The following is a 21,538-nucleotide window of genomic DNA, read 5'->3' on the forward strand; positions in this document are numbered from 1 at the left end:
CAGTTTTCGAAGATTTTCGCGGATAAATCCGCTCCCACAACAACGCGGCTTCTCCTGCAACACGTAACAGGGACAAAAGCCATAAAAAAGCCGCTCGAAAGCGGCTTTTTTATGCAGGCAAACAGCTTACTCGGCCAGGCGCCAGGTCGTGGCACCCTTGCCGTCTTCGAGCACCACGCCCATGGCGGTGAGCTGGTCGCGGATGCGGTCGGATTCGCTCCAGTTCTTCTCGGCGCGGGCTTGCAGGCGCGCGGCGATCAGGGCGTCGACTGCGGCGGCGTCGACCTTGCCAGCGGCGCCGGCTTGCAGGAAGGTATCCGGCGGCAGTTGCAGCACACCGAGCAGGCCGGCCAGCTCTTTCAGCCGAGCAGCCAGACCAGCAGCGGCTTGCGGATCGCTATCGCGCAGGCGGTTGACCTCGCGGACCATCTCGAACAGCACGGCGCAGGCTTCCGGCGAGTTGAAGTCGTCGTCCATCGCCGCGCTGAAACGTTCGACGAAGGCCTCGCCACCGGCCGGCGCGGCCTCGGGCAAACCGCGCAACGCATGATAGAAGCGCTCCAGCGCGCCTTTGGCTTCCTTGAGACTGTCTTCCGAGTAGTTGATGGCGCTGCGGTAGTGGCTGGCCACCAGCAGGTAGCGCACCACCTCCGGGTGGTACTTCTCCAGCACCTCGCGGATGGTGAAGAAGTTGCCCAGCGATTTGGACATCTTCTCGCCATCCACGCGTACCGCACCGGCATGCATCCAGGCGTTAGCGTAGAGCTTGCCGGTGGCGGCTTCGCTCTGCGCGATTTCGTTTTCATGGTGCGGGAACACCAGGTCCGGGCCGCCGCCATGGATGTCGAAGGTCTCGCCCAAGCAGCAGGTCGACATCACCGAGCACTCGATGTGCCAGCCTGGCCGGCCGGCGCCCCAGGGCGATGGCCAGCTCGGCTCACCTGGCTTGACGCCCTTCCACAGGACAAAGTCGAGTGGATCGTCCTTGGCTTCATCGACCTCGATGCGCGCGCCGATCTTCAGGTCTTCGATCTTCTTGCGCGACAGCTTGCCGTAGCCGACGAACTTGCCGACACGGTAGTACACGTCGCCGTTGCCCGGGGCGTAAGCGAAGCCTTTGTCGATCAGGGTCTGGATCATGCTGTGCATGCCGGCGATGTGCTCGGTGGCGCGAGGCTCCTGATCCGGGCGCAGCACGTTGAGACGCGCTTCGTCTTCGTGCATCGCGGCGATCATGCGCTCGACCAGCGCTTCGAACGGCTCGCCGTTGTCGTTGGCGCGCCGGATGATCTTGTCGTCGATGTCGGTGATATTGCGCACGTAGGTCAGCTCATAGCCGCGATGACGCAGCCAGCGCGCGACCACGTCGAACGCCACCATCACCCGCGCGTGGCCGATATGGCAGAAGTCGTAGACGGTCATGCCGCACACGTACATGCGCACGTGATTACCCACCAGCGGTTTGAGTTCGTCTTTGCTTTTGGTCAGCGTGTTGTAGATCGAGAGCATCACGATTCCTTGGAAACCACGGGCCAATGCGCTGGCCCGTGTTTAGTACGGCATTCGAACCTCCCGGGCATCAGGCCCAGGAGTCACGCAGGGTCACGGTGCGGTTAAACACCGGCGCCCCCGGCTTGCTGTCTTTGCTGTCGGCGCAGAAGTAGCCTTCGCGCTCGAACTGGAAGCGCTCTTCCGGGGCGGCATCCGCCAGCGATGGCTCGGCGCGACAACCGGTGAGCACCACCAGCGATTCGGGGTTGATGTTGTCGAGGAAGCTTTCGCCCTCTTCGGCCTTCTCCGGGTTGGCCGAGCGGAACAGGCGGTCGTACAGACGCACTTCACACTCGACGCTTTCAGCAGCCGGCACCCAGTGGATCACGCCTTTGACCTTGCGCCCTTCGGGGTTCTTGCCCAGGGTGTTTTCGTCATAGGAGCAGCGCAGTTCGACGATATTACCCGCGGCGTCCTTGATCGCTTCGTCGGCGCGAATCACGTAGCTGCCGCGCAGGCGTGCTTCGCCGCCGGGGGTCAGGCGCTTGAAGCCGGCCGGCGGGACTTCTTCGAAGTCGCTGGCATCGATATAGATCTCGCGGCTGAATGGCAGCACGCGCGCCCCCATGTCCTGCTTGGGATGGCGCGGCAGTTCAAGGTTCTCGACCTGGCCCTCGGGGTAGTTGGTGATCACGACCTTGAGCGGCTTGAGCACGCACATGGCGCGTGCGGCGGAGGCGTCGAGGTCTTCGCGGATGGCGAATTCGAGCATGCCGATGTCGACCACGCCACCGGCGCGGTTGACCCCAACCATGTCGCAGAAGGTACGGATAGCCGCTGGGGTGTAGCCACGGCGCCGGTAGCCACTGAGCGTCGACATGCGCGGGTCATCCCAGCCCTGTACATGCTTCTCGTCCACCAACTGCTTGAGCTTGCGCTTGCTGGTGATGGTGTAGTTGAGGTTGAGGCGGGCGAATTCGTACTGACGCGGCTGCGCCGGCACCGGCAGCTGCTCAAGGAACCACTCGTAGAGCGGCCGGTGATCCTCAAACTCCAGGGTGCAGATCGAGTGAGTGATGCCTTCGATGGCGTCCGACTGACCATGGGTGAAGTCGTAGCTGGGGTAGATGCACCACTTGTCGCCAGTCTGGTGATGATGCGCGTGGCGAATGCGGTAGAGGATCGGGTCGCGCAGGTTCATGTTCGGCGACGCCATGTCGATCTTCGCGCGCAGGGCACGGGCGCCGTCCGGGAACTCGCCGGCTTTCATGCGGGCGAACAGGTCGAGGTTGTCTGCCACCGAGCGCTCACGGAACGGGCTGTTCTTGCCAGGCTCGTTGAGGTTGCCACGGTATGCACGCGCCTCATCCGGCGACAAGTCGTCGACATAGGCCTTACCGGCCTTGATCAGCGCGACGGCCCAGTCGTGCAACTGGTCAAAATAGTTGGAGGCGTAACGCTCCTCGCCGGCCCACTGGAAGCCCAGCCACTGCACGTCACTCTTGATCGCGTCGATGTATTCCTGGTCTTCCTTGGCCGGGTTGGTGTCGTCGAAGCGCAGGTTGCACTCGCCACCAAATTCCTTGGCCAGACCGAAGTTCAAGCAGATCGACTTGGCATGGCCGATGTGCAGGTAGCCATTGGGCTCCGGCGGAAAACGGGTGATGATCTTCGCGTGCTTGCCGGTATCCAGATCGGCCTGGACGATGGGACGAAGAAAGTTAGCGGCGGCGACAGTTTCTGGCTTGCTCATGGGGTCCTTGGCGAGTGCGGGGCACGATTCAGAGCCTGTTCACACCCTTGCGAGCTAGAGCTAAACGGTGGCGAAAACAGCCGAGGAAGCGGAGTTTACGGATGTAAATGAGCATTCCAAGGTGGTTTTCAACGCCGTTTAGCCAACGCGCAGCAGGTTGTGGACAGGCTCTCAGGGTAGGCCGGCTTATACAAAGCGCTTATCATAGCCGAAGCTGTCAACCCCCTGACAGGCCTTAGAGCCGGCTCAATACCTACTGCGCACCGCGAGAGATTGGGCCGGCTCTTGGATTTTTCGACAGAGCGATTACCAACATGATCAAGCTGCACACCAACCACGGCGTCATCACCCTCAACCTGTTCGAAGACAAAGCCCCGGAAACCGTGGCCAACTTCAAGCAGTACGTGAAAGACGGCCACTACGACAACACCGTTTTCCACCGGGTGATTAGCAATTTTATGGTCCAGGGCGGCGGTTTCGAGCCGGGCATGAAGCAAAAAGCCACCCGTGCCACCATCAAGAACGAAGCCAATAACGGCGTTTCCAACACAATCGGTACCGTGGCCATGGCTCGCACCATGGAACCGCATTCGGCCTCCGCGCAGTTTTTCATCAACGTCGCTGACAACACCTTCCTCGACCACAGCGCACCGACCGTGCAAGGCTGGGGCTATACCGTATTCGGCGAAGTGGTCGAAGGCATGGACGTAGTGACCAAGATCAAAGGCGTTGCCACCACCATGAAATCCGGCCATCAAGACGTCCCGGTCGACGACGTGATCATCGAGCGCGCCGAGATCGTTGAGTGATCCTACTGATCTCCGACTTGCATCTTGAAGAGGAGCGCCCGGATATCAGCCGGGCGTTCCTGCATTTCCTGCAGACTCGCGCCATCCACGCCGAAACCCTGTATATCCTCGGCGACTTCTTCGAAGTGTGGGTAGGCGACGACGCCATCAGCCCTTTTCAACGCTCGATTGCTCAGTCCCTGCGCCAATTGAGCGACAGCGGCACGCGCATCTACCTGATGCACGGCAACCGCGACTTCATGATTGGTCGGGAGTTTTGCCGCGAAGCCGGCTGTACCCTGCTGCGCGACCCCAGCGTGATCGAACTGGCCGGCGAGCCGGTGCTATTGATGCATGGCGATAGCCTGTGCACCCAGGACCCAGCCTACATGCGCCTGCGCCGTTGGCTGCGTAACCCGCTGAGCCTGTTCATCCTGCGCCACCTGCCATTGGCCACCCGGCACAAGCTGGCGCGCAAGCTGCGCAAGGAAAGCCGCGTACAAACTCGCCTGAAAGCCGGCGACATCGTCGATGTCACCCCTGCCGAAATACCACGTGTGATGGCTGATAACGCCGTGCGCACGCTGATTCACGGCCACACCCACAGGCCTGCCCTGCACAAGCTTGAGGTGGATGGCCAGCCCGCGCGGCGTATCGTTCTGGGCGACTGGGACAAGCAAGGCTGGGCCTTGCAGATCGATGAACAGGGTTACCAACTGGCGCCCTTTGCGCTGGACGCATGAGCCTGCCTGCACCTACAAAAAACGCCCTGATGGGCGTTTTTTGTGGGTATGGGACTATGTCTTGTCCAATCTCAGGCTGCCGGTACGCCGCTGTGGAAGCGAAATTCGCTGTCCGGGGACTCGATCAACTCCTGCTCCACTGCCCTCACCCGCTCAATCGCTTGCGCCACATCCTGTTCGTCGCCGTATTGATAGGCCAACTTCAGATAACCCTGGAAGTGCCGGGCCTCGCTTTTCAGCAGGCCGAAGTAGAACTTGCCCAACTCCTCGTCCAGGTGCGGCACCAGCGCCTCGAAACGCTCGCAACTGCGCGCCTCGATAAAGGCACCGACCACCAGGGTGTCGACCAGCCGATGCGGATCATGGGTGCGCACCACTTTACGCAGCGCCGAGGCGTAGCGCGCCGCGGAGACCGGGCGTAAGCCGATTTTGCGGCGTTTCATGATGCGTAGCACTTGCTCATGGTGCACCAACTCTTCGCGCGCCAGACGCGACATCATGTTGATCAAATCGACATGGGTGCTGTACTTGGCCATCAGACTCAGGGCGGTGCTCGCGGCCTTGAACTCGCAGTTCTTGTGGTCGATCAGCAGGATTTCCGGGTTGGCCAAGGCGGCCTCGACCCAGGCGGCCGGCGTGCGGCAGCCGAGAAACTCGTGGATCTCCGGCAGGCTCATGCGCAAGCCCCGTACGGACGCGGCACAAACAGTGAACGACGGTGAAAAAAATCGATTTCAGGTAACACGTGTATAGGCTCACGCAAGTAGATAAACACCCTGGCTGTTCTGCCGGGCGGGCCATTATACGAATGGCCGCGCGAACAGCCAGCCATGCCGTTGAATACCGGTCAAGAACACAGTGCGGTTGTGGCATCTATAGTTGTGTAAAGCCCAACTCACGTCACAGGGAGACGATCATGCAAGCTATCCGCAGCATTTTGGTGGTGATAGAGCCCGACAAACCAGAAGGTCTGGCGCTAAAACGGGCCAAATTGATCGCCGGGGTGACGCAATCGCACCTGCATTTGCTGGTCTGCGATAAAAAGAGCGATCACTCGGGATACCTGAAGGAGCTGTGTTCCGGCCTCGAACAGGAGGGTTACAGCATCTCCAGCCAACAGGCGTGGCACGAAACCCCGCACAGCACCATCGTGACCGTGCAACAGGCCGAAGGCTGCGGCCTGGTGATCAAACAGCACTTCCCCGACAACCCATTGAAAAAAGCCATCCTCACCCCGGACGACTGGAAGCTCCTGCGCTATTGCCCGAGCCCGGTGCTGATGGTGAAAACCGAGAAACCCTGGGCCGGCGGCATCATCCTTGCTGCGGTCGACGTCGGTAACGCGGATGGCGAACACCGCACGCTGCACGCCAGCATTATCAGCCACGGCTATGACATCGCCGCCCTGGCCAAGGCCGAGCTGCATGTCATGAGCGCTCACCCTTCGCCCATGCTCTCGGCAGGCGACCCGACCTTTCAGCTGAAGGAAACCATCGAAGCACGCTATCGCGAGCAATGTCGGGCGTTCCAAGCCGAATACGAGATCGCCAACGAACGCCTGCACATTGCCGAAGGACCGGCTGACGTGTTGATTCCGCAAATCGCCCACCAGTTGAATGCCGCTGTCACGGTGATTGGCACCGTGGCGCGAACCGGCCTCTCGGGCGCACTGATCGGCAACACCGCGGAAGTGACGCTCGACGCCCTGGAAAGCGATGTGCTGGTGCTCAAGCCAGACGACATCATTGCCCACCTGGAAGAGCTGGTTGCCCAACGCTGAGCGCCGCCATACGACAAAGCCGCCTTATTCAGGCGGCTTTGTCGTATAAATAGCCAGGTTGCCGCCGCTGCAAACGCGCAGCCGGCACGAGGGCGGGCAGCGCCTCGCTTCAAAGACGCGCGTGTAGGCCTTCGCGCAGAAAGCTCGGGGCGATGTAGCGCTCGTAATGCGCCTCGGAGAGCAGGAAGAACTCGCGATCGATGGCGTCGCGCAGCTCCGGCAAGGTCCAACCACGAAACTCCGGCAACAACACCATGCCGTAAGCCTCCAACTGGCTGATCACCCGCGCGCCACGGGCAATCAACTGGTAGGCCCAGCAATACGGCGACTGCTGTGGCACGAAGCGAATTTTTCGTTGTTCCAGCTGATTGCGCAGGCGCGCGGCGTCGAAAACTTCCAGCTTGGCCGCCATCACCTGCACCAATAGCACCTCCAGGCGCAGCCAGACGGCATATTTTTCCTCGTCGTTGTAGCCGTTCCAGTTGATCACTTCATGATGAAAGCGTTTGCAGCCACGGCACACCAAGTCACCGTAAACAGTTGAGCAAAGGCCGACACACGGGGTTTTGATGCGCTGGTTGGACATAACGAAGACAAACACACTAGGCGAACAAGCAGGCATCTTAGCAGGCCGCTGAAAAACTACCTACGTTGCCGATACGGCGTTAAAACGGCCTAAAAATGCTCATTTACACCACGTAAACTGCGTTTTTGACTCATTACGTTCGCCCTGCGGCTGTTACTTCGCTGCGCTGCGTTGCGAGCGTTTTGCCTTGTCTCAGCTGCCTCGCCTAGATTTTTCAACAGCCTGTTAGCCTTTTGTCTAGGTCAGATCAGCCCTGTATATACCGGGGCTTTAGCTTAACTTTATGAAAGCTTTCCAGTAGAATCGGCCCGCCTTTAATAGGCGCCAATGTCCGTTGGAAGCTGTTTTCAAAGCGTCACGAGCACAGTCGATCCTGCAGGTACGATGTTGGCGCCGGCGCTTGGAGCCCACCAAGTGTCCGCGCCAGCCCTCATCTACCCCGTCCTGCCGGCGTAAAACTTTGAAAGCAGCTTCTGGAAGAAACCTCTGAAACCTCGGCTAAGCGGCTCATAAAGCCACGAAGCGCTTGGTTCAGGGTTTTCTGGATCGCGTCCCGGACAACCCTTTGGGACCAATGATGAGGGTAATAACTGTGCTTGAAGCCTATCGCAAACACGTAGCAGAGCGTGCCGCTCAGGGTATCGTGCCCCAGCCGCTGAACGCCGAACAAACCGCAGGCCTGGTCGAGCTGCTGAAAAACCCGCCCGCTGGCGAAGAAGCTTTCCTGGTAGACCTGATCACCAACCGTGTTCCGCCAGGTGTGGACGAAGCCGCCTACGTAAAGGCCGGTTTCCTTTCCGCGCTGGCCAAGGGCGAAGCCAAATCCCCTCTGCTCGACAAGAAGCGCGCCGTTGAGCTGCTCGGCACCATGCAAGGCGGCTACAACATCGTCACCCTGGTCGAGTTGCTGGACGACGCCGAACTGGCCCCGGTTGCCGCTGAAGAGCTCAAGCACACCCTGCTGATGTTCGATGCCTTCCACGATGTCGCGGAAAAAGCCAAGAACGGCAATGCTCACGCCAAAGGTGTGATGCAGTCCTGGGCCGATGGCGAATGGTTCAAGAACCGCCCGACCCTGGCCGACAAGATCAGCCTGCGCGTATTCAAGGTTACCGGCGAAACCAACACCGACGACCTGTCGCCGGCTCCAGATGCCTGGTCGCGTCCGGATATCCCGCTGCACGCCCTGGCCATGCTGAAAATGGCCCGCGACGGCATCGTGCCGGACGAGCAAGGCGTCACCGGTCCGATGAAGCAGATCGAAGAAATGCGCGGTCAAGGCTTCCCGATCGCCTACGTCGGCGACGTGGTCGGTACCGGCTCCTCGCGTAAATCGGCGACCAACTCGGTGCTGTGGTTCTTCGGCGACGACGTACCTTATGTGCCGAACAAGCGCGCTGGCGGTTTCTGTTTCGGCAGCAAAATTGCCCCGATCTTCTACAACACCATGGAAGATGCCGGCGCACTGCCAATCGAATTCGACGTCACCAACATGCACATGGGCGACGTGATCGACCTGTACCCGCATGCTGGCAAAGTCACCAAGCACAACAGCGACGAAGTCCTGACCACCTTCGAAATGAAGACCCCGGTGCTGCTCGACGAAGTGCGCGCTGGCGGCCGTATCCCGCTGATCATCGGCCGCGGCCTGACCGAGAAGGCGCGTGCCGAACTGGGTCTGCCACCGTCCGATCTGTTCAAGAAGCCTGAAGCACCGGCTGAAAGCACCAAGGGTTTCACCCTGGCGCAGAAGATGGTCGGCAAAGCCTGTGGCGTCGCGGGCGTTCGCCCAGGCACCTACTGCGAACCGAAGATGACCACCGTCGGCTCCCAGGACACCACCGGGCCGATGACCCGCGATGAGCTGAAAGACCTGGCATGCCTGGGCTTCTCCACTGACCTGGTGATGCAGTCGTTCTGCCACACCGCGGCCTACCCGAAGCCGATCGACGTCACCACGCACCACACCCTGCCTGACTTCATCATGACCCGCGGCGGCGTTTCCCTGCGTCCGGGCGACGGCATCATCCACAGCTGGCTGAACCGCATGCTGCTGCCGGACACCGTCGGCACCGGTGGTGACTCGCACACCCGCTTCCCGATGGGCATCTCGTTCCCGGCCGGTTCCGGTCTGGTGGCCTTCGCCGCCGCCACTGGCGTTATGCCACTGGACATGCCGGAATCGATCCTGGTGCGCTTCAAAGGCAAAATGCAACCGGGCGTCACCCTGCGTGACCTGGTGCATGCCATTCCTTACTACGCGATCCAGGCTGGCCTGCTGACCGTAGAGAAGAAAGGCAAGAAGAACGCCTTCTCCGGCCGCATCCTGGAAATCGAAGGCCTGGACAACCTGAGCATCGAGCAAGCGTTCGAGCTGTCCGACGCCTCGGCCGAACGTTCGGCTGCCGGTTGCACCATCAAGCTGTCGAAAGAGTCGATCACCGAGTACCTGAGCTCCAACATCACCCTGCTGCGCTGGATGATCGGCGAAGGCTACGGCGATGCGCGCACCCTGGAGCGCCGTGCTCAAGCGATGGAAGCCTGGATCGCCAACCCGGAGCTGATGGTTGCCGATGCTGACGCCGAATACGCCGAAGTCATCGAAATCGACCTGGCCGACATCAAAGAGCCGGTGCTCTGCGCACCGAACGATCCGGACGACGCCCGCCTGCTCTCCAGCGTGGCTGGCGAGAAAATCGACGAAGTGTTCATCGGTTCGTGCATGACCAACATCGGTCACTTCCGCGCGGCCGGTAAACTGCTGGATCAGGTCAAGGGTCAGCTGCCAACCCGTCTGTGGCTGTCGCCGCCGACCAAGATGGACGCTCACCAACTGACCGAAGAAGGCTACTACGGCATCTACGGCAAGGCCGGCGCGCGCATGGAAATGCCGGGCTGCTCGCTGTGCATGGGCAACCAGGCACGCGTCGAACCGAACTCCACCGTGGTCTCGACCTCGACCCGTAACTTCCCCAACCGTCTGGGCGATGGCGCCAACGTCTACCTGGCTTCGGCCGAGCTGGCGTCGGTGGCGTCGATCCTCGGTCGCCTGCCGACCGTTGAGGAGTACATGGTCTACGCGAAGGAAATCGACACCATGGCAGCGGACGTTTACCGCTACCTGAGTTTCGACCAGATCGCCGAGTTCCGTGAAGCCGCAGCGAACGCTAATATCCCGGTCGTGCAAGCCTAACGCTCTCAGCATCAAGAAAAGCCCCGCCTAGTGCGGGGTTTTTTGTTTGGCTATGCCGCAGTTCAGGCAACGGGCTCACAACAGGCCAAAGCGCTCGCAGCTAAAGCCCCTCCGACTCAGTCAGCGCACGACTCCCGTATGCGGGTTTAATCGTTCACACCAGCCCCGCTTACCCGGCTAAAGGCGCTGGAGCGCATCAACAGTTAACAAGTACAGAACCTAGTGCGGTGCTCTCGCTATTACTCGTACGGCCAAGCGCCCACCGCTCGAAACACCGTTGCAGCGGCGACAGCCGCGGACGAAGCACCCTATCCGCTCCGGAGAAATCTGCCACCGGACAACACCTGACGGAACCAGCGCCTTTTCTTGTTTGCCGCCTTGCGGGCGTAAAACCACCAGCTACCGTCAGAAATGGAGCACCTCAGTGCGCCACGTAATTCACCTGGAGAAGCCCATGAAACACTGGATCATCGTTTTGCTGTGCCTGGTCGGCCTCGCAGGCTGCAGCAGCGAATACATCATCACCACCACTGACGGCCAGATGCTCACCAGCGATGGCAAGCCGCAGTTGGACGACGACACCGGGATGATCGAATTCACCGACAGCGAGGGGCGGCGTCAACAGATTCCGCAAAGCGCGGTCAAGCAAATGCTCGAACGCTGAGCCCGACACCAGCCCCCTCACCCTGCTCAAGCAGGGGCCGCTCAACAACCGGCTCGCACAATATCGACTGCTGGCATATGGCTTGCTTCTATCCTCGCAACAGGGCCCTTACCAACGGCGGAATCGGCCCATAGACAATGGCGTCGTTCCAGCCGCTGCCATAGGCAGCCACTGGTGCGGCGCCTTTTTGTGTTGAGATGGGAAAAGCGCAATGAGCGAGCAATACATCACCCGGGGCGATGCATTGGCCTGGGTCGCCGGTAGCGATGCACCGGAAAAGAGCGCACTGAACCTCGGCTTTATGGCCCTGACCGACTCAGCCTCGCTGATTGTCGCCGCCACCCAGGGCTTCGCCCAGCCCTATGGCTTGACCCTCAACCTGCAACGCCAGGCCTCCTGGGCGACCCTGCGCGACAAACTGCTGAGCGGCGAACTGGATGCCGCACACAGCCTCTATGGCTTGATCTATGGTGTGCAACTCGGCCTCGGCGGCGCTCCGGCGACCGACATGGCGGTGTTGATGGGCCTCAACCAGAACGGGCAAAGCATAAACCTGTCGCAGGCGCTGAAGTTCGCCGGCGTGACCACAAGCGACGCACTGAATCTGCGCGCGCACCAAGGTGGCGCAAAACTCACCTTTGCCCAAACCTTTCCCACCGGCACCCATGCCATGTGGCTCTATTATTGGCTGGCCAGTCAGGGCATCCATCCACTCAACGATGTCGACAGCGTTGTCGTACCGCCGCCACAGATGGTCGCTCACCTCAAGGCCCGGCGCATCGATGGCTTCTGCGTTGGCGAGCCCTGGTGCGCGCAAGCGGTGAATGAGAACCTCGGCTTTACCCTCGCCACCACCCAGTCGATCTGGACCGATCATCCGGAAAAAGTACTCGGTTGCACCCGTGCATTTGTCGAGCAATACCCCAACACCGCCCGCGCCCTGGTCATGGCCGTGCTGGAAGCCAGCCGCTTTATCGATGAGAGCGAAGAGAACAAACGCAGCGCGGCCCAGTTGCTCAGCGGCAGCGAATATGTCGACGCGCCACTCAGCGCCATCCAGCCGCGCTTTCTCGGGCAATACCAAGACGGCCTCGGCCACGCCTGGCAGGATGCGCACCCGCTGCGCTTTCATGCCGACGGTGCGGTGAACATGCCCTACCTCTCCGATGGCATATGGTTCATGACCCAGTTCCGCCGCTGGGGACTGCTGCGCGACGATCCTGACTACCTCGGCATCGCCCGCCAGGTGCAACAGCTTGACCTCTACCGCAAAGCGGCCGAGGCTTTGAATATCGGCGTTCCCGGCGAACTGCGTAGCAGCACACTGCTCGACGGTACGACCTGGGATGGCACTGACCCGGCCGGCTATGCCCGCAGCTTTACCCTCCACGCCATGGCCGACAGCACCGCTGTCGCCCTGTAACTGCCCGGAGAGCCATGCTCATGCTGCGTATCCTATTGATCAACGACACCCCGAAGAAGGTCGGTCGCCTGAAAAGCGCGCTAATCGAAGCCGGCTTCGAGGTGATCGACGAATCCGGGTTGACCATCGACCTGCCCGAACGCGTCGAGGCCGTGCGCCCCGATGTCATCCTTATCGACACCGAGTCACCCAGCCGCGACGTGATGGAGCAAGTGGTGCTGGTCAGCCGTGACCAACCGCGGCCCATCGTCATGTTCACCGACGAGCACGACCCCACGGTGATGCGCCAAGCCATCCAGTCCGGGGTCAGCGCCTACATTGTCGAAGGCATTCACGCCCAACGCCTGCAACCGATACTCGACGTGGCCATGGCGCGCTTCGAGAGCGACCAAGCGTTGCGCGCGCAATTGCAGGCGCGCGACGCCCAGTTGGCCGAACGCAAGCGTATCGAACTGGCCAAAGGCCTGTTGATGAAGATGAAGAGCTGCAACGAAGAAGATGCCTACACGCTGATGCGCCGCCAGGCCATGAGCCGTCAACAGAAGCTGATTCAGGTCGCCGAACAGATCATCGCCATGCACGATATGCTCGGCAGTTGAACCGAACCGGGTGCTTCGACCGCGAAGCGCCCGCCCCCTCAAACTGTATCGCTGGGCACGTCACTGTGCCGCCCGGCATCCCCTTGCGGTCCGCACTGTACGGCCGTATACGCAAGCAGGTGTGCCTGCTGCGGCGGCGCTACGCTGGATAAGGTAGAAGCCCCATCACCGCCGCCAACGAGGCCGCGCATGAGCACGCCCCACGAAGAACGTCATTTGCTGGCCGAAGCCGATCGCCGTGCCTTGCACTATTTCGACGGAATTACTGCGCGCGAGGTGTTCCCGGCGCAAGCGGCCCTCGACAGGCTCAAGACCCTCGACGAGCCCGTGCCGGATCACGGTTATCCTGCCATTGAGGTATTGCGCCGCCTGGATGAGATCGGCTCGCCGGCCACGGTCGCCTCCAACGGTCCACGTTATTTCGGCTTCGTCATCGGCGCCACCCTACCCGCCGCGGCTGCGGCGGAACGCCTGGTATTGGCCTGGGACCAATGCGCCTCGTCGTTCGATAACTCCCCCGCCGCCGCTGCACTGGAGCGCATTGCCGGGCAGTGGGTCACCGAGTTGCTCGACCTGCCACGTGACAGCGCAGTCGGCTTCGGCACCAGTGCCACCGCGTGCACCCTGGCCTGCCTTTGCGCGGCGCGGCGCGTACTGCTGGCGCGCCAAGGCTGGGACTTCGACGGCGACGGCCTGATGGGCGCCCCGGAAATCCGCGTAGTGGTCTCCGCGACTTGCCATATCACGGTGAAGAAAGCCTTGCGCATCCTCGGTTTCGGCATGAAACGCCTGATCGTCGCGCCCACCGACAGCCACGGCCGGATTGATCCACAGCAACTGCCCGCGCTGGATGACATGACCCTGCTCTGCCTGCAAGCCGGCGAGGTGAACACAGGGGAGTTCGACCCCTTCGCTGAGCTGCTACCGCGCGCCAAAGCAGCCGGCGCCTGGGTGCATATCGACGGTGCCTTCGGCCTCTGGGCCCGGGCCTCGTCCTCGGCTCATCTAGCGGCCGGCGTCGAGTTGGCCGACAGCTGGACCACCGACGGGCATAAATGGCTGAACACCCCCTACGATGGCGCCATGGCCATCTGCCGCGATGCCGCAGCCCTGGCTGCCGCGATGAACAGCGATGCGGCCTACGCCACGGCCACCCAAGACGCGCAGAAAAACCTCACCCTGGAATTCTCCCGCCGTGCTCGCGGCATCCCGGTCTGGGCCGCCCTGTCAGCGCTCGGCCGCACCGGGCTGCGCGAACTGATCGACCGCCACCTGCGCCAGGCCAGCTACCTGGCTGACCAACTGCGCGCCGCCGGCTATCAGGTACTCAACCGGGTGGTGCTGAACCAGGTACTGGTGCGCGCCGACAGCGATGCGCAAACCGTGGCGATCCGCGTCGCCGCGCAGCGCTCAGGCCAAGTGTGGTTCGGCCCGACCGTCTGGCAGGATCGGCCGGCATTTCGCCTCAGCGTCTCATCCTGGCGTACTCGCGATGCGGACATCGAAACGCTGATCGCGCTGTTGACCGAGCTGAAACGCACAACGCCAGCCTGAAAACCGCCGTATAGGCGCAGGCCATCGCGGCAACCTGGGTAGGGCCGCGTAGACCTGCCCCTCGACAAGTCCTTGGCACTGCGCTTATCTTCGCCACCTGGCCAGCGCACTGGCCAACGTCGCTCGGACGGTTCCGGGCGCTTACGTATCCGAGGAAAGCATGGCTGACCAAGCTTCGCGCCGCTTTGCGCGCATCGATCGACTCCCCCCCTACGTTTTCAATATCACCGCCGAACTGAAGATGGCCGCCCGTCGGCGCGGCGAAGACATCATCGACTTCAGCATGGGCAACCCGGACGGCGCCACGCCGCCGCATATCGTCGAGAAGCTGGTGCAAGTCGCCCAGCGTGAAGACACCCACGGCTACTCCACCTCACGCGGTATTCCACGCCTGCGCCGCGCCATTTCGCGCTGGTATCAGGACCGCTATGCGGTGGAGATCGACCCGGACAGCGAAGCCATCGTCACCATCGGCTCCAAGGAAGGGTTGGCGCACCTGATGCTGGCCACCCTGGACCATGGCGACACGGTGCTGGTGCCCAACCCCAGCTACCCGATTCACATCTATGGCGCAGTGATCGCCGGCGCCCAGGTGCGTTCGGTGCCGCTGATTCCCGGCGTGGACTTCTTCGCCGAACTGGAGCGCGCCATCCGCGAGTCGATCCCCAAACCGAAGATGATGATCCTCGGCTTCCCCTCCAACCCCACTGCGCAGTGCGTGGAACTGGATTTCTTCGAGCGCGTGGTGGCCCTGGCCAAACAGTACGACGTGCTGGTGATCCACGACCTGGCCTACGCCGATATCGTCTACGACGGCTGGAAAGCCCCGTCGATCATGCAGGTGTCGGGCGCCAAGGACATTGCCGTGGAGTTCTTCACCCTGTCGAAGAGCTACAACATGGCCGGCTGGCGTATCGGCTTCATGGTCGGCAATAAAGAACTGGTCAATGCCCTGGCACGGATCAAGAGCTACCACGACTACGGCACCTTCACCCCGCTGCAAGTGGCTGCCATCGCCGCCCTGGAAGGCGATCAGCAATGCGTGCGCGACATCGCCGAGCAATACCGGCAACGGCGCAACGTATTGGTCAAAGGGCTGCATGAAATCGGCTGGATGGTGGAAAACCCCAAGGCCTCGATGTACGTCTGGGCCAAGATCCCCGAACCCTACGCTACGCTCGGCTCCTTGGAGTTCGCTAAGAAACTGCTATTGGAAGCCAAGGTCTGCGTGTCACCCGGCATCGGCTTCGGCGATTACGGCGACGACCATGTGCGCTTCGCGCTGATCGAAAACCAGGATCGGATTCGTCAGGCCGTACGCGGCATCAAGGCGATGTTCCGCGCCGATGGTTTAATTGAAGCGCCAGTGGCGGGCAAAGCGCGCAAGGCACCTAACAGCTAAGCAACCCGTTGGTGCGCCGCGAAGTGCTTTGTGGGCAGGGCCATACGCGTTACTTCGCGGCGTTTAGCGCGCCTCTCAACCCGAATAATCCAGCACCGTCCACACCCGACTGAGGCCATCGCCGATCACGCAGCCGGCGTCGCCAAGCTGTTTGTTGTTATGCAGCGACATCAGGGTAGTGGCTCCATCCGCGGCATCCGCGCGCTCGGTCAACCATTGCACCCGGCCACAGTTGGGCGTTTCGATCACATAGCTGGCCGCGACCGCCGAGTGCTGACTGGGCAGCTTGATCACGTCGATCACCGTACCGTGCTCCTCCACCCGCTTGCCATCGGACACCAGTACCGCCCAGGCCTGGCTGTTCTCAATCACCAGATAAGTGCCATTGGCTTTCGGTTGCTCGACCTGCGGCTGGGCGCAGCCACTCAACAAGATCAACAGCACAATCGTCATAAGCATCTGTTGCATTGCTACTTGCTCCTCTGCAGGGCCTGTGGCCGGTGGCGTTGCAACCACATGGCATGGCCGGATGAGTGAACCGTGGGGCGTGTTGGACATACTATTAATCAAATACTGTTTATTTGTACAGTACTTTTCGATTACCCTTGTCAGGCCAGCACAGCAGCAGGTTCTGGCCAATCCATCGCGTCAACCAGGAGTGCCACGATGCTGGACGTACTGCAGTTGAAACACAGCGTGAACCGCATGCCGCTGGAAAAAGTGCGGGCGACCGTCGCCGAGTTACACCTGGAGGGCATTGTCACCGAAGGCAAAACGCCGTTCTCCCGGGTGCATTTCAACACCTGCTTCGCCGAAATCGAGGCCCTGCTACAACGTGCCGGCTACCACAAGCAGTTGGATGTCGTCGGTTACCAGGGGCTGGCCTACGCCATGTTCGATCCGGCGCGCTGGGATGCCGTGGAGGTACTCAGATGGCTCAGGGACTTCGTCGAAGAGGCGCAAGCCAAACCTGCTTATTGAGTGCGCCAGCTACGGTGCGCCGGGCTCGATTCGCCGCTGATGCATGGCATGGCGTGGGCTGATTGACTATTGACCTATAAGCGCTGGGGCCGGCGCGACAAGGCCGTAGGGAAAACCGAACCAAAAGCGCTCAAACCCGTGCACGCGTGCACGCCAATGGCTCAAACAGTGCTGCCAAACCGTGCGATGCCCCCTGTCTAACGCTGCTGATTGGCGCAGCTTAAGCTTCATAATAAAGATCATATTTATCTTTTAACTATCTGATCTAGATAACTAAAAATCTAAAACCTAGAACCGCTCTAGCCTGCAATCGGCGCCAGGCCAGTTGCTTCCCCCCAGGTCTTGGCAAGATTGGCAAGGCCCTTGCAAACACCCTCAGCAAGATTCCTGCGCAGCACACCAACGGCGGTGCGCCGCGGATCACGGACAACGGCGTCCGTCAGGTCACCCTCTCCCATCGGGTGGCCTGGCGTACGCCGTTTTTTTGTTTCCGCCGTGCAAGCGGCAAGAAAAGGAACACTTCATGACCGATCGTGATTCGAAGACCCCGAGCCAGCACAGCCGCCGTGACTTTCTGAAAACCTCCGTCGCCATGGCCGGCGCAGTCGGTGGCATCGCCGCCCTAGGCCTTTCCGCTCCGGCCACGTTGCGCAGCAGCGTCTGGGCCGCCGGCTCCGATGCGCCGGAAAAAGCCGCGCTGAAAGTCGGCTTCATCCCACTGACCGATTGCGCCTCGGTGGTGGTCGCCGCCACTCAGGGTTTCGGCGAGAAATATGGTCTGTCGATCACCCCGAGCAAGGAAGCCTCGTGGGCCGGCGTACGCGACAAGCTCAATACCGGCGAACTGGATGCCGCCCACGTGCTCTACGGCATGATGTATGGCGCGCAGTTGGGCATCGCTGGCCCACAGACGGACATGGCCGTGCTGATGGGCCTGAACCAGAACGGCCAGGCCATCACCCTTTCCAAGCAGCTTAAAGAAGCCGGCGTGACCAATGGCGCGCAACTGGCCGAACACGTGAAAAAAGGCGGCAATCCGCTGACCTTTGCCCAGACCTTCCCCACCGGCACCCATGCCATGTGGCTGTATTACTGGCTGGCGAGCCTGGGCATCAACCCGCAGACCGACGTAAAAACCATCGTCGTACCGCCACCGCAGATGGTCGCCAACATGCGCGTCGGCAACATGGATGGCTTCTGCGTCGGCGAACCCTGGGGCGCGCGCGCGATTGCCGACAAGATCGGTTTCACCGCCGTGACCACCCAACAGATCTGGCCGGATCACCCGGAAAAAGTCCTGGGCGCCACCCGCGCCTTTATCGAGCAAAACCCGAACACCGCGCGCGCGCTGATCATGGCGATTCTCGACGCCAGTCGCTTTATCGAAGCCAGCGACGAAAACCGCAAGAGCACCGCCAAGCTGATTTCCGGCAAGGCCTACGTCAACGCACCAGTCAAGGTCATCGAGCCGCGCTTCCTCAGCCACTACGAAGACGGCCTCGGCAACAGCTGGAAAGACGACCACGCCATGGCGTTCTGCAAGGACGGCACGGTGAACTTCCCCTATCACTCCGACGGCATGTGGTTCATGACCCAGTTCAAGCGCTGGGGGCTGATCAAAGAAGACCCGAATTACGCCGCCGTTGCCGCCGGGGTCAACCAGGTGGCGCTGTTCAAGGAGGCCGCCAGCGCCCTGAACATGCCGCTGCCGAGCAGCTCGCTGCGCAGCAGTACGTTGATCGACGGTTCGGTATGGAACGGCAGCGATCCCGCCGCTTACGCCCAATCCTTTGCGATAAAAGCTTGATTCGGAGGTTGTGATGAACGCACCACTGAAAACCCCACTGCTGGTGCCCAGCGCACCGGTAAAAGCGGCGCGCTGGGTCATGCCGGGCGCGTCAGCCTTCAGCGCGGTGGCCAAGGCCGTGGTTCCGCCCCTGCTCGGGATCGTGCTATTTATCGGCGTCTGGTCGCTGATCGCCGTCAAAAGCGAGGGTTTGCCAGGCCCGCTGAGCACCTGGTTAGCGGCGCTGGAGCTGTTCGCCGATCCGTTCTACGACAATGGCCCGAACGACATGGGCATCGGCTGGAACATCCTCCATTCGCTGGGCCGCGTCGGCATCGGCTTTGGCCTGGCCGCGTTGATCGGCATTCCGCTGGGCTTCGCCATCGGCCGCTTCGTGTTCCTGGCCGGCATGCTCTCGCCGATCATCAGCCTGCTGCGCCCGGTCTCGCCACTGGCCTGGCTGCCGATCGGCCTGCTGGTGTTCGAGGCGGCCGGTCCGGCGTCGATCTGGGTGATTTTCATCAGTTCGATCTGGCCGATCATCCTCAACACCGCTGCTGGCGTGGCCAGCGTGCCGCAGGATTACCTGAACGTCGCCCGCGTACTCAAGCTGAGCGAGTGGAAGGTGCTCACGCGCATCCTCTTCCCCGCCGTATTGCCACACCTGATGACCGGCATCCGCCTGGCCATCGGCGTCGCCTGGCTGGTGATCGTCGCCGCGGAAATGCTCACCGGCGGCACTGGCCTGGGTTTCTGGGTGTGGGATGAGTGGAACAACCTGAATGTCGAACACATTCTGATCGCCATCATCATCGTCGGCCTGGTCGGTTTGGCCCTGGAGCAGATTCTGCTGCTGATCGCCAAACGCTTCGATTACGCCAGCTCCTGATTCATTCGTGATACGCGGGGCGGACATGCCAGAGGCTTGTCCGCCAATTGCCGGCACTGGCGGTGGACAAGGCTTCGCCATCTCCACCCTACCGCTCAAACCGTTCCATGGTTGCGTTTACGACGCGTAACGAAACCTGAGAAATCTGGAGAATAGACATGGATAAATTCGTGGAACTGACCCACGTCAGCAAACACTTCGACACCAAGAAAGGCCGCTTCCAAGCCTTGGCCGACGTCAACCTGAGCATCGCCCGTGGCGAGTTCGTCACCCTGATCGGCCACTCCGGCTGTGGCAAATCCACGGTGCTCAACCTGATCGCCGGCCTGCTCGAGGCCAGCGAAGGCGGCTTGATCTGCAATGGCCGGGAGATCGACGGCCCCGGCCCGGAGCGTGGCGTGGTGTTCCAGAACCATAGCCTGCTGCCCTGGATGACCTGCTTCGACAACGTATACCTGGCGGTCGAGAAGGTCTTCGCCGGCAAAGACAACAAGGCGCAGCTCAAAGCCCGCACCGAAGCCGCGTTGCAGCTGGTGGGCCTGACGCACGCCATGCACAAACACCCCAGCGAAATCTCCGGCGGGATGAAACAGCGCGTCGGCATCGCCCGCGCCCTGGCCATGCAACCCAAGGTATTGCTGATGGATGAGCCGTTCGGCGCCCTGGATGCCCTGACCCGTGCACACCTGCAGGACGAGCTGCTGCGCATCGTCGGCGAAACCCACAGCACGGTGGTGATGGTCACCCACGATGTCGACGAGGCGGTTCTGCTCTCCGACCGCATCGTGATGATGACCAACGGCCCGGCGGCGACCGTGGGCGATATCGTCAAGGTCGAACTGGCGCGCCCACGCGACCGCCTGGCCCTGGCCAACGACCCGCAGTACCACGGGTATCGCACCGCCGTGCTGGAGTTTCTCTACCAGCGCCAGCAACGCCCGGCCGCCTAACGCGGCCACGGGACACCCGCCACAGTCCGCCCGCGCCATCGCGGCCTGTGGCCCTCCACGGTGCGTTCGCACAACGCCACTGCGCCGCGTACAAGCGCTCTAGTCCGCCCATCAGCGCGATTGAACTTACGCTTGCGATGGTCACCGAAGAGGGGCTGCCCACTCCCGCCAGCCCATTGAAGGAACCGCCGTGCTCGATCTCACCACCTGGAATCTCTCGGTTCCCACGAGCCCAGAACCGACCACCATTACCACCGCACGCCTGAACAACGGCTACCAGAGCCAGTATTTTCGCCGTCACGCAGATGGCAGCGTCACCTTCTGGGTGCCGGTCAACGGCTCGCACACCGCCGACGCCCGTTACCCGCGCAGCGAACTGCGCGAAACCCAGGCCGACGGGGCGCTGAGCAATTGGTACCACCACAGCGCCGACAACTATTTGAGCGCCGTACTCAGCGTCAATCAGCTGCCCAGCAAGAACAAGATCGTGATTGCCCAGATTCACAGCAAGGACGAGCCCGGCAGCGACAACGACCCGCTGATCAAACTGCAATACCACTACCTGCGTGGCGTCGGCCGCCTCGAACTGCTGCTGCGCAAGCGCCCCGGCGATGCCGAGGTGCAGAACATCCTGCTGGCCGAAAACATCCAGCTCAACGAACGCTTCGGCTATGACCTGCGCATCACCCCCAGCGGCAAGCTCGGCGTCAGCGTGCACAGCAGCGACGGCGACAAGGGCGCGCTGTATCGACAGCTGAGCGGTTACTGGAGCAAGCAGCAGCTGTACTTCAAAGCCGGCGCGTATATCCAGGACAATTACGGCCCCGCCACCGAGGGCGGCCGGGTGACCTTTTACTGGCTTAACAGCCTGCACCGCTAGCCGCGCCATCATTCACCGGGCAAATCTGCCAAAACAGTCAGCCGGGCACGTACAATCGCGCCGCCCGCAGCACGCG

Annotated in this window: 19 protein-coding genes; 14 read left to right on the top strand and 5 right to left on the bottom strand. The window is 61.5% G+C overall.

Annotated features, from left to right (window positions below; translation table 11 throughout):
• Positions 1-126 precede the first annotated feature (126 nt).
• Both cysS and B3M58_RS17195 read right to left on the bottom strand, forming a co-directional pair.
• On the bottom strand, positions 127-1,509 hold the full coding sequence (gene cysS / locus B3M58_RS17190; RefSeq protein ID WP_296220931.1) for a cysteine--tRNA ligase: 1,383 nt from the start codon (positions 1,507-1,509) through the stop codon (positions 127-129).
• Between the two features lie 70 nt (positions 1,510-1,579).
• Complete coding sequence (locus tag B3M58_RS17195) at positions 1,580-3,244, bottom strand: glutamine--tRNA ligase/YqeY domain fusion protein (RefSeq protein WP_296220932.1); 1,665 nt, start codon at positions 3,242-3,244, stop codon at positions 1,580-1,582.
• 314 nt (positions 3,245-3,558) lie between these two features.
• Here B3M58_RS17195 and B3M58_RS17200 point away from each other — a divergent pair, with 314 nt between their 5' ends.
• Both B3M58_RS17200 and lpxH read left to right on the top strand, forming a co-directional pair.
• A complete protein-coding gene (locus B3M58_RS17200; protein WP_296220933.1) occupies positions 3,559-4,053 on the top strand; it encodes a peptidylprolyl isomerase in 495 nt (164 codons plus the stop codon).
• On the top strand, positions 4,050-4,775 hold the full coding sequence (lpxH, locus tag B3M58_RS17205) for a UDP-2,3-diacylglucosamine diphosphatase (RefSeq protein ID WP_296220934.1): 726 nt from the start codon (positions 4,050-4,052) through the stop codon (positions 4,773-4,775). The genes B3M58_RS17200 and lpxH overlap by 4 nt, the downstream gene beginning before the upstream one ends.
• A 71-nt stretch (positions 4,776-4,846) precedes the next feature.
• Here the strand turns inward: lpxH and B3M58_RS17210 are convergent, their stop codons facing one another.
• Complete coding sequence (locus tag B3M58_RS17210) at positions 4,847-5,452, bottom strand: tRNA-(ms[2]io[6]A)-hydroxylase (RefSeq protein WP_296220936.1); 606 nt, start codon at positions 5,450-5,452, stop codon at positions 4,847-4,849.
• A gap of 239 nt (positions 5,453-5,691) precedes the next feature.
• Between B3M58_RS17210 and B3M58_RS17215 the strand changes: the two genes are divergently transcribed.
• Entirely contained in the window at positions 5,692-6,555 is an 864-nt protein-coding gene (locus B3M58_RS17215) for a universal stress protein (protein WP_296220937.1), read from the top strand.
• 109 nt (positions 6,556-6,664) lie between these two features.
• Here the strand turns inward: B3M58_RS17215 and B3M58_RS17220 are convergent, their stop codons facing one another.
• Entirely contained in the window at positions 6,665-7,141 is a 477-nt protein-coding gene (locus tag B3M58_RS17220; RefSeq protein WP_296220938.1) for a DUF1289 domain-containing protein, read from the bottom strand.
• Between the two features lie 592 nt (positions 7,142-7,733).
• Between B3M58_RS17220 and acnB the strand changes: the two genes are divergently transcribed.
• The 6 genes from acnB to alaC all read left to right on the top strand — a co-directional run bounded on the left by acnB (position 7,734) and on the right by alaC (position 15,976).
• On the top strand, positions 7,734-10,334 hold the full coding sequence (gene acnB / locus B3M58_RS17225) for a bifunctional aconitate hydratase 2/2-methylisocitrate dehydratase (RefSeq protein WP_296220939.1): 2,601 nt from the start codon (positions 7,734-7,736) through the stop codon (positions 10,332-10,334).
• Positions 10,335-10,788: 454 nt separating this feature from the next.
• Entirely contained in the window at positions 10,789-10,998 is a 210-nt protein-coding gene (locus tag B3M58_RS17230) for a YgdI/YgdR family lipoprotein (protein ID WP_296220941.1), read from the top strand.
• 211 nt (positions 10,999-11,209) lie between these two features.
• Positions 11,210-12,421, top strand: a complete 1,212-nt coding sequence (locus B3M58_RS17235; protein WP_296220942.1) for a CmpA/NrtA family ABC transporter substrate-binding protein — start codon at positions 11,210-11,212, stop codon at positions 12,419-12,421.
• Between the two features lie 20 nt (positions 12,422-12,441).
• Positions 12,442-13,020 (top strand): ANTAR domain-containing response regulator, encoded by a 579-nt coding sequence (locus B3M58_RS17240; RefSeq protein WP_296220943.1) that lies wholly within the window; start codon positions 12,442-12,444, stop codon positions 13,018-13,020.
• 189 nt (positions 13,021-13,209) lie between these two features.
• Positions 13,210-14,574 carry a pyridoxal phosphate-dependent decarboxylase family protein gene (locus tag B3M58_RS17245; protein ID WP_296220944.1) on the top strand — a complete coding sequence of 455 codons (1,365 nt, stop codon included), beginning with the start codon at positions 13,210-13,212 and terminating at the stop codon, positions 14,572-14,574.
• Between the two features lie 160 nt (positions 14,575-14,734).
• On the top strand, positions 14,735-15,976 hold the full coding sequence (gene alaC / locus B3M58_RS17250) for an alanine transaminase (protein ID WP_296220945.1): 1,242 nt from the start codon (positions 14,735-14,737) through the stop codon (positions 15,974-15,976).
• A 75-nt stretch (positions 15,977-16,051) separates the two neighbouring features.
• On the opposite strand, the gene B3M58_RS17255 is transcribed toward alaC, so the two are convergent.
• Positions 16,052-16,444, bottom strand: coding sequence for a hypothetical protein (locus B3M58_RS17255; RefSeq protein ID WP_296220947.1), 393 nt, complete (start codon positions 16,442-16,444; stop codon positions 16,052-16,054).
• 198 nt (positions 16,445-16,642) lie between these two features.
• Between B3M58_RS17255 and B3M58_RS17260 the strand changes: the two genes are divergently transcribed.
• The 5 genes from B3M58_RS17260 (at position 16,643) to B3M58_RS17280 (ending at position 21,462) form a co-directional block, all read left to right on the top strand.
• The gene (locus B3M58_RS17260) at positions 16,643-16,957 is read left to right on the top strand and encodes a transcriptional regulator (protein WP_296220948.1); all 315 of its coding nucleotides are present in this window, start codon (positions 16,643-16,645) and stop codon (positions 16,955-16,957) included.
• Between the two features lie 523 nt (positions 16,958-17,480).
• Positions 17,481-18,764, top strand: a complete 1,284-nt coding sequence (locus B3M58_RS17265; RefSeq protein WP_296220950.1) for a CmpA/NrtA family ABC transporter substrate-binding protein — start codon at positions 17,481-17,483, stop codon at positions 18,762-18,764.
• Positions 18,765-18,843: 79 nt separating this feature from the next.
• Positions 18,844-19,632 carry a nitrate ABC transporter permease gene (gene ntrB / locus B3M58_RS17270; protein WP_414704106.1) on the top strand — a complete coding sequence of 263 codons (789 nt, stop codon included), beginning with the start codon at positions 18,844-18,846 and terminating at the stop codon, positions 19,630-19,632.
• Between the two features lie 158 nt (positions 19,633-19,790).
• Positions 19,791-20,582, top strand: a complete 792-nt coding sequence (locus B3M58_RS17275) for an ABC transporter ATP-binding protein (RefSeq protein ID WP_296220953.1) — start codon at positions 19,791-19,793, stop codon at positions 20,580-20,582.
• 190 nt (positions 20,583-20,772) lie between these two features.
• On the top strand, positions 20,773-21,462 hold the full coding sequence (locus B3M58_RS17280) for a polysaccharide lyase family 7 protein (protein ID WP_296220954.1): 690 nt from the start codon (positions 20,773-20,775) through the stop codon (positions 21,460-21,462).
• Positions 21,463-21,538 lie beyond the last annotated feature (76 nt).

The sequence above is a fragment of the Pseudomonas sp. UBA2684 genome, from assembly GCA_002354655.1.
Taxonomy (GTDB): Bacteria; Pseudomonadota; Gammaproteobacteria; order Pseudomonadales; family Pseudomonadaceae; genus Aquipseudomonas.

Coding starts and splice junctions, on each gene's coding strand:
- cysS (WP_296220931.1), bottom strand. CDS start 1,509: ATGCTCTCGATCTACAACACGCTGACCAAAAGCAAAGACGAACTCAAA.
- B3M58_RS17195 (WP_296220932.1), bottom strand. CDS start 3,244: ATGAGCAAGCCAGAAACTGTCGCCGCCGCTAACTTTCTTCGTCCCATC.
- B3M58_RS17200 (WP_296220933.1), top strand. CDS start 3,559: ATGATCAAGCTGCACACCAACCACGGCGTCATCACCCTCAACCTGTTC.
- B3M58_RS17210 (WP_296220936.1), bottom strand. CDS start 5,452: ATGAGCCTGCCGGAGATCCACGAGTTTCTCGGCTGCCGCACGCCGGCC.
- B3M58_RS17215 (WP_296220937.1), top strand. CDS start 5,692: ATGCAAGCTATCCGCAGCATTTTGGTGGTGATAGAGCCCGACAAACCA.
- B3M58_RS17220 (WP_296220938.1), bottom strand. CDS start 7,141: ATGTCCAACCAGCGCATCAAAACCCCGTGTGTCGGCCTTTGCTCAACT.
- B3M58_RS17230 (WP_296220941.1), top strand. CDS start 10,789: ATGAAACACTGGATCATCGTTTTGCTGTGCCTGGTCGGCCTCGCAGGC.
- B3M58_RS17235 (WP_296220942.1), top strand. CDS start 11,210: ATGAGCGAGCAATACATCACCCGGGGCGATGCATTGGCCTGGGTCGCC.
- B3M58_RS17240 (WP_296220943.1), top strand. CDS start 12,442: ATGCTGCGTATCCTATTGATCAACGACACCCCGAAGAAGGTCGGTCGC.
- B3M58_RS17245 (WP_296220944.1), top strand. CDS start 13,210: ATGAGCACGCCCCACGAAGAACGTCATTTGCTGGCCGAAGCCGATCGC.
- alaC (WP_296220945.1), top strand. CDS start 14,735: ATGGCTGACCAAGCTTCGCGCCGCTTTGCGCGCATCGATCGACTCCCC.
- B3M58_RS17255 (WP_296220947.1), bottom strand. CDS start 16,444: ATGCAACAGATGCTTATGACGATTGTGCTGTTGATCTTGTTGAGTGGC.
- B3M58_RS17260 (WP_296220948.1), top strand. CDS start 16,643: ATGCTGGACGTACTGCAGTTGAAACACAGCGTGAACCGCATGCCGCTG.
- B3M58_RS17265 (WP_296220950.1), top strand. CDS start 17,481: ATGACCGATCGTGATTCGAAGACCCCGAGCCAGCACAGCCGCCGTGAC.
- ntrB (WP_414704106.1), top strand. CDS start 18,844: ATGCCGGGCGCGTCAGCCTTCAGCGCGGTGGCCAAGGCCGTGGTTCCG.
- B3M58_RS17275 (WP_296220953.1), top strand. CDS start 19,791: ATGGATAAATTCGTGGAACTGACCCACGTCAGCAAACACTTCGACACC.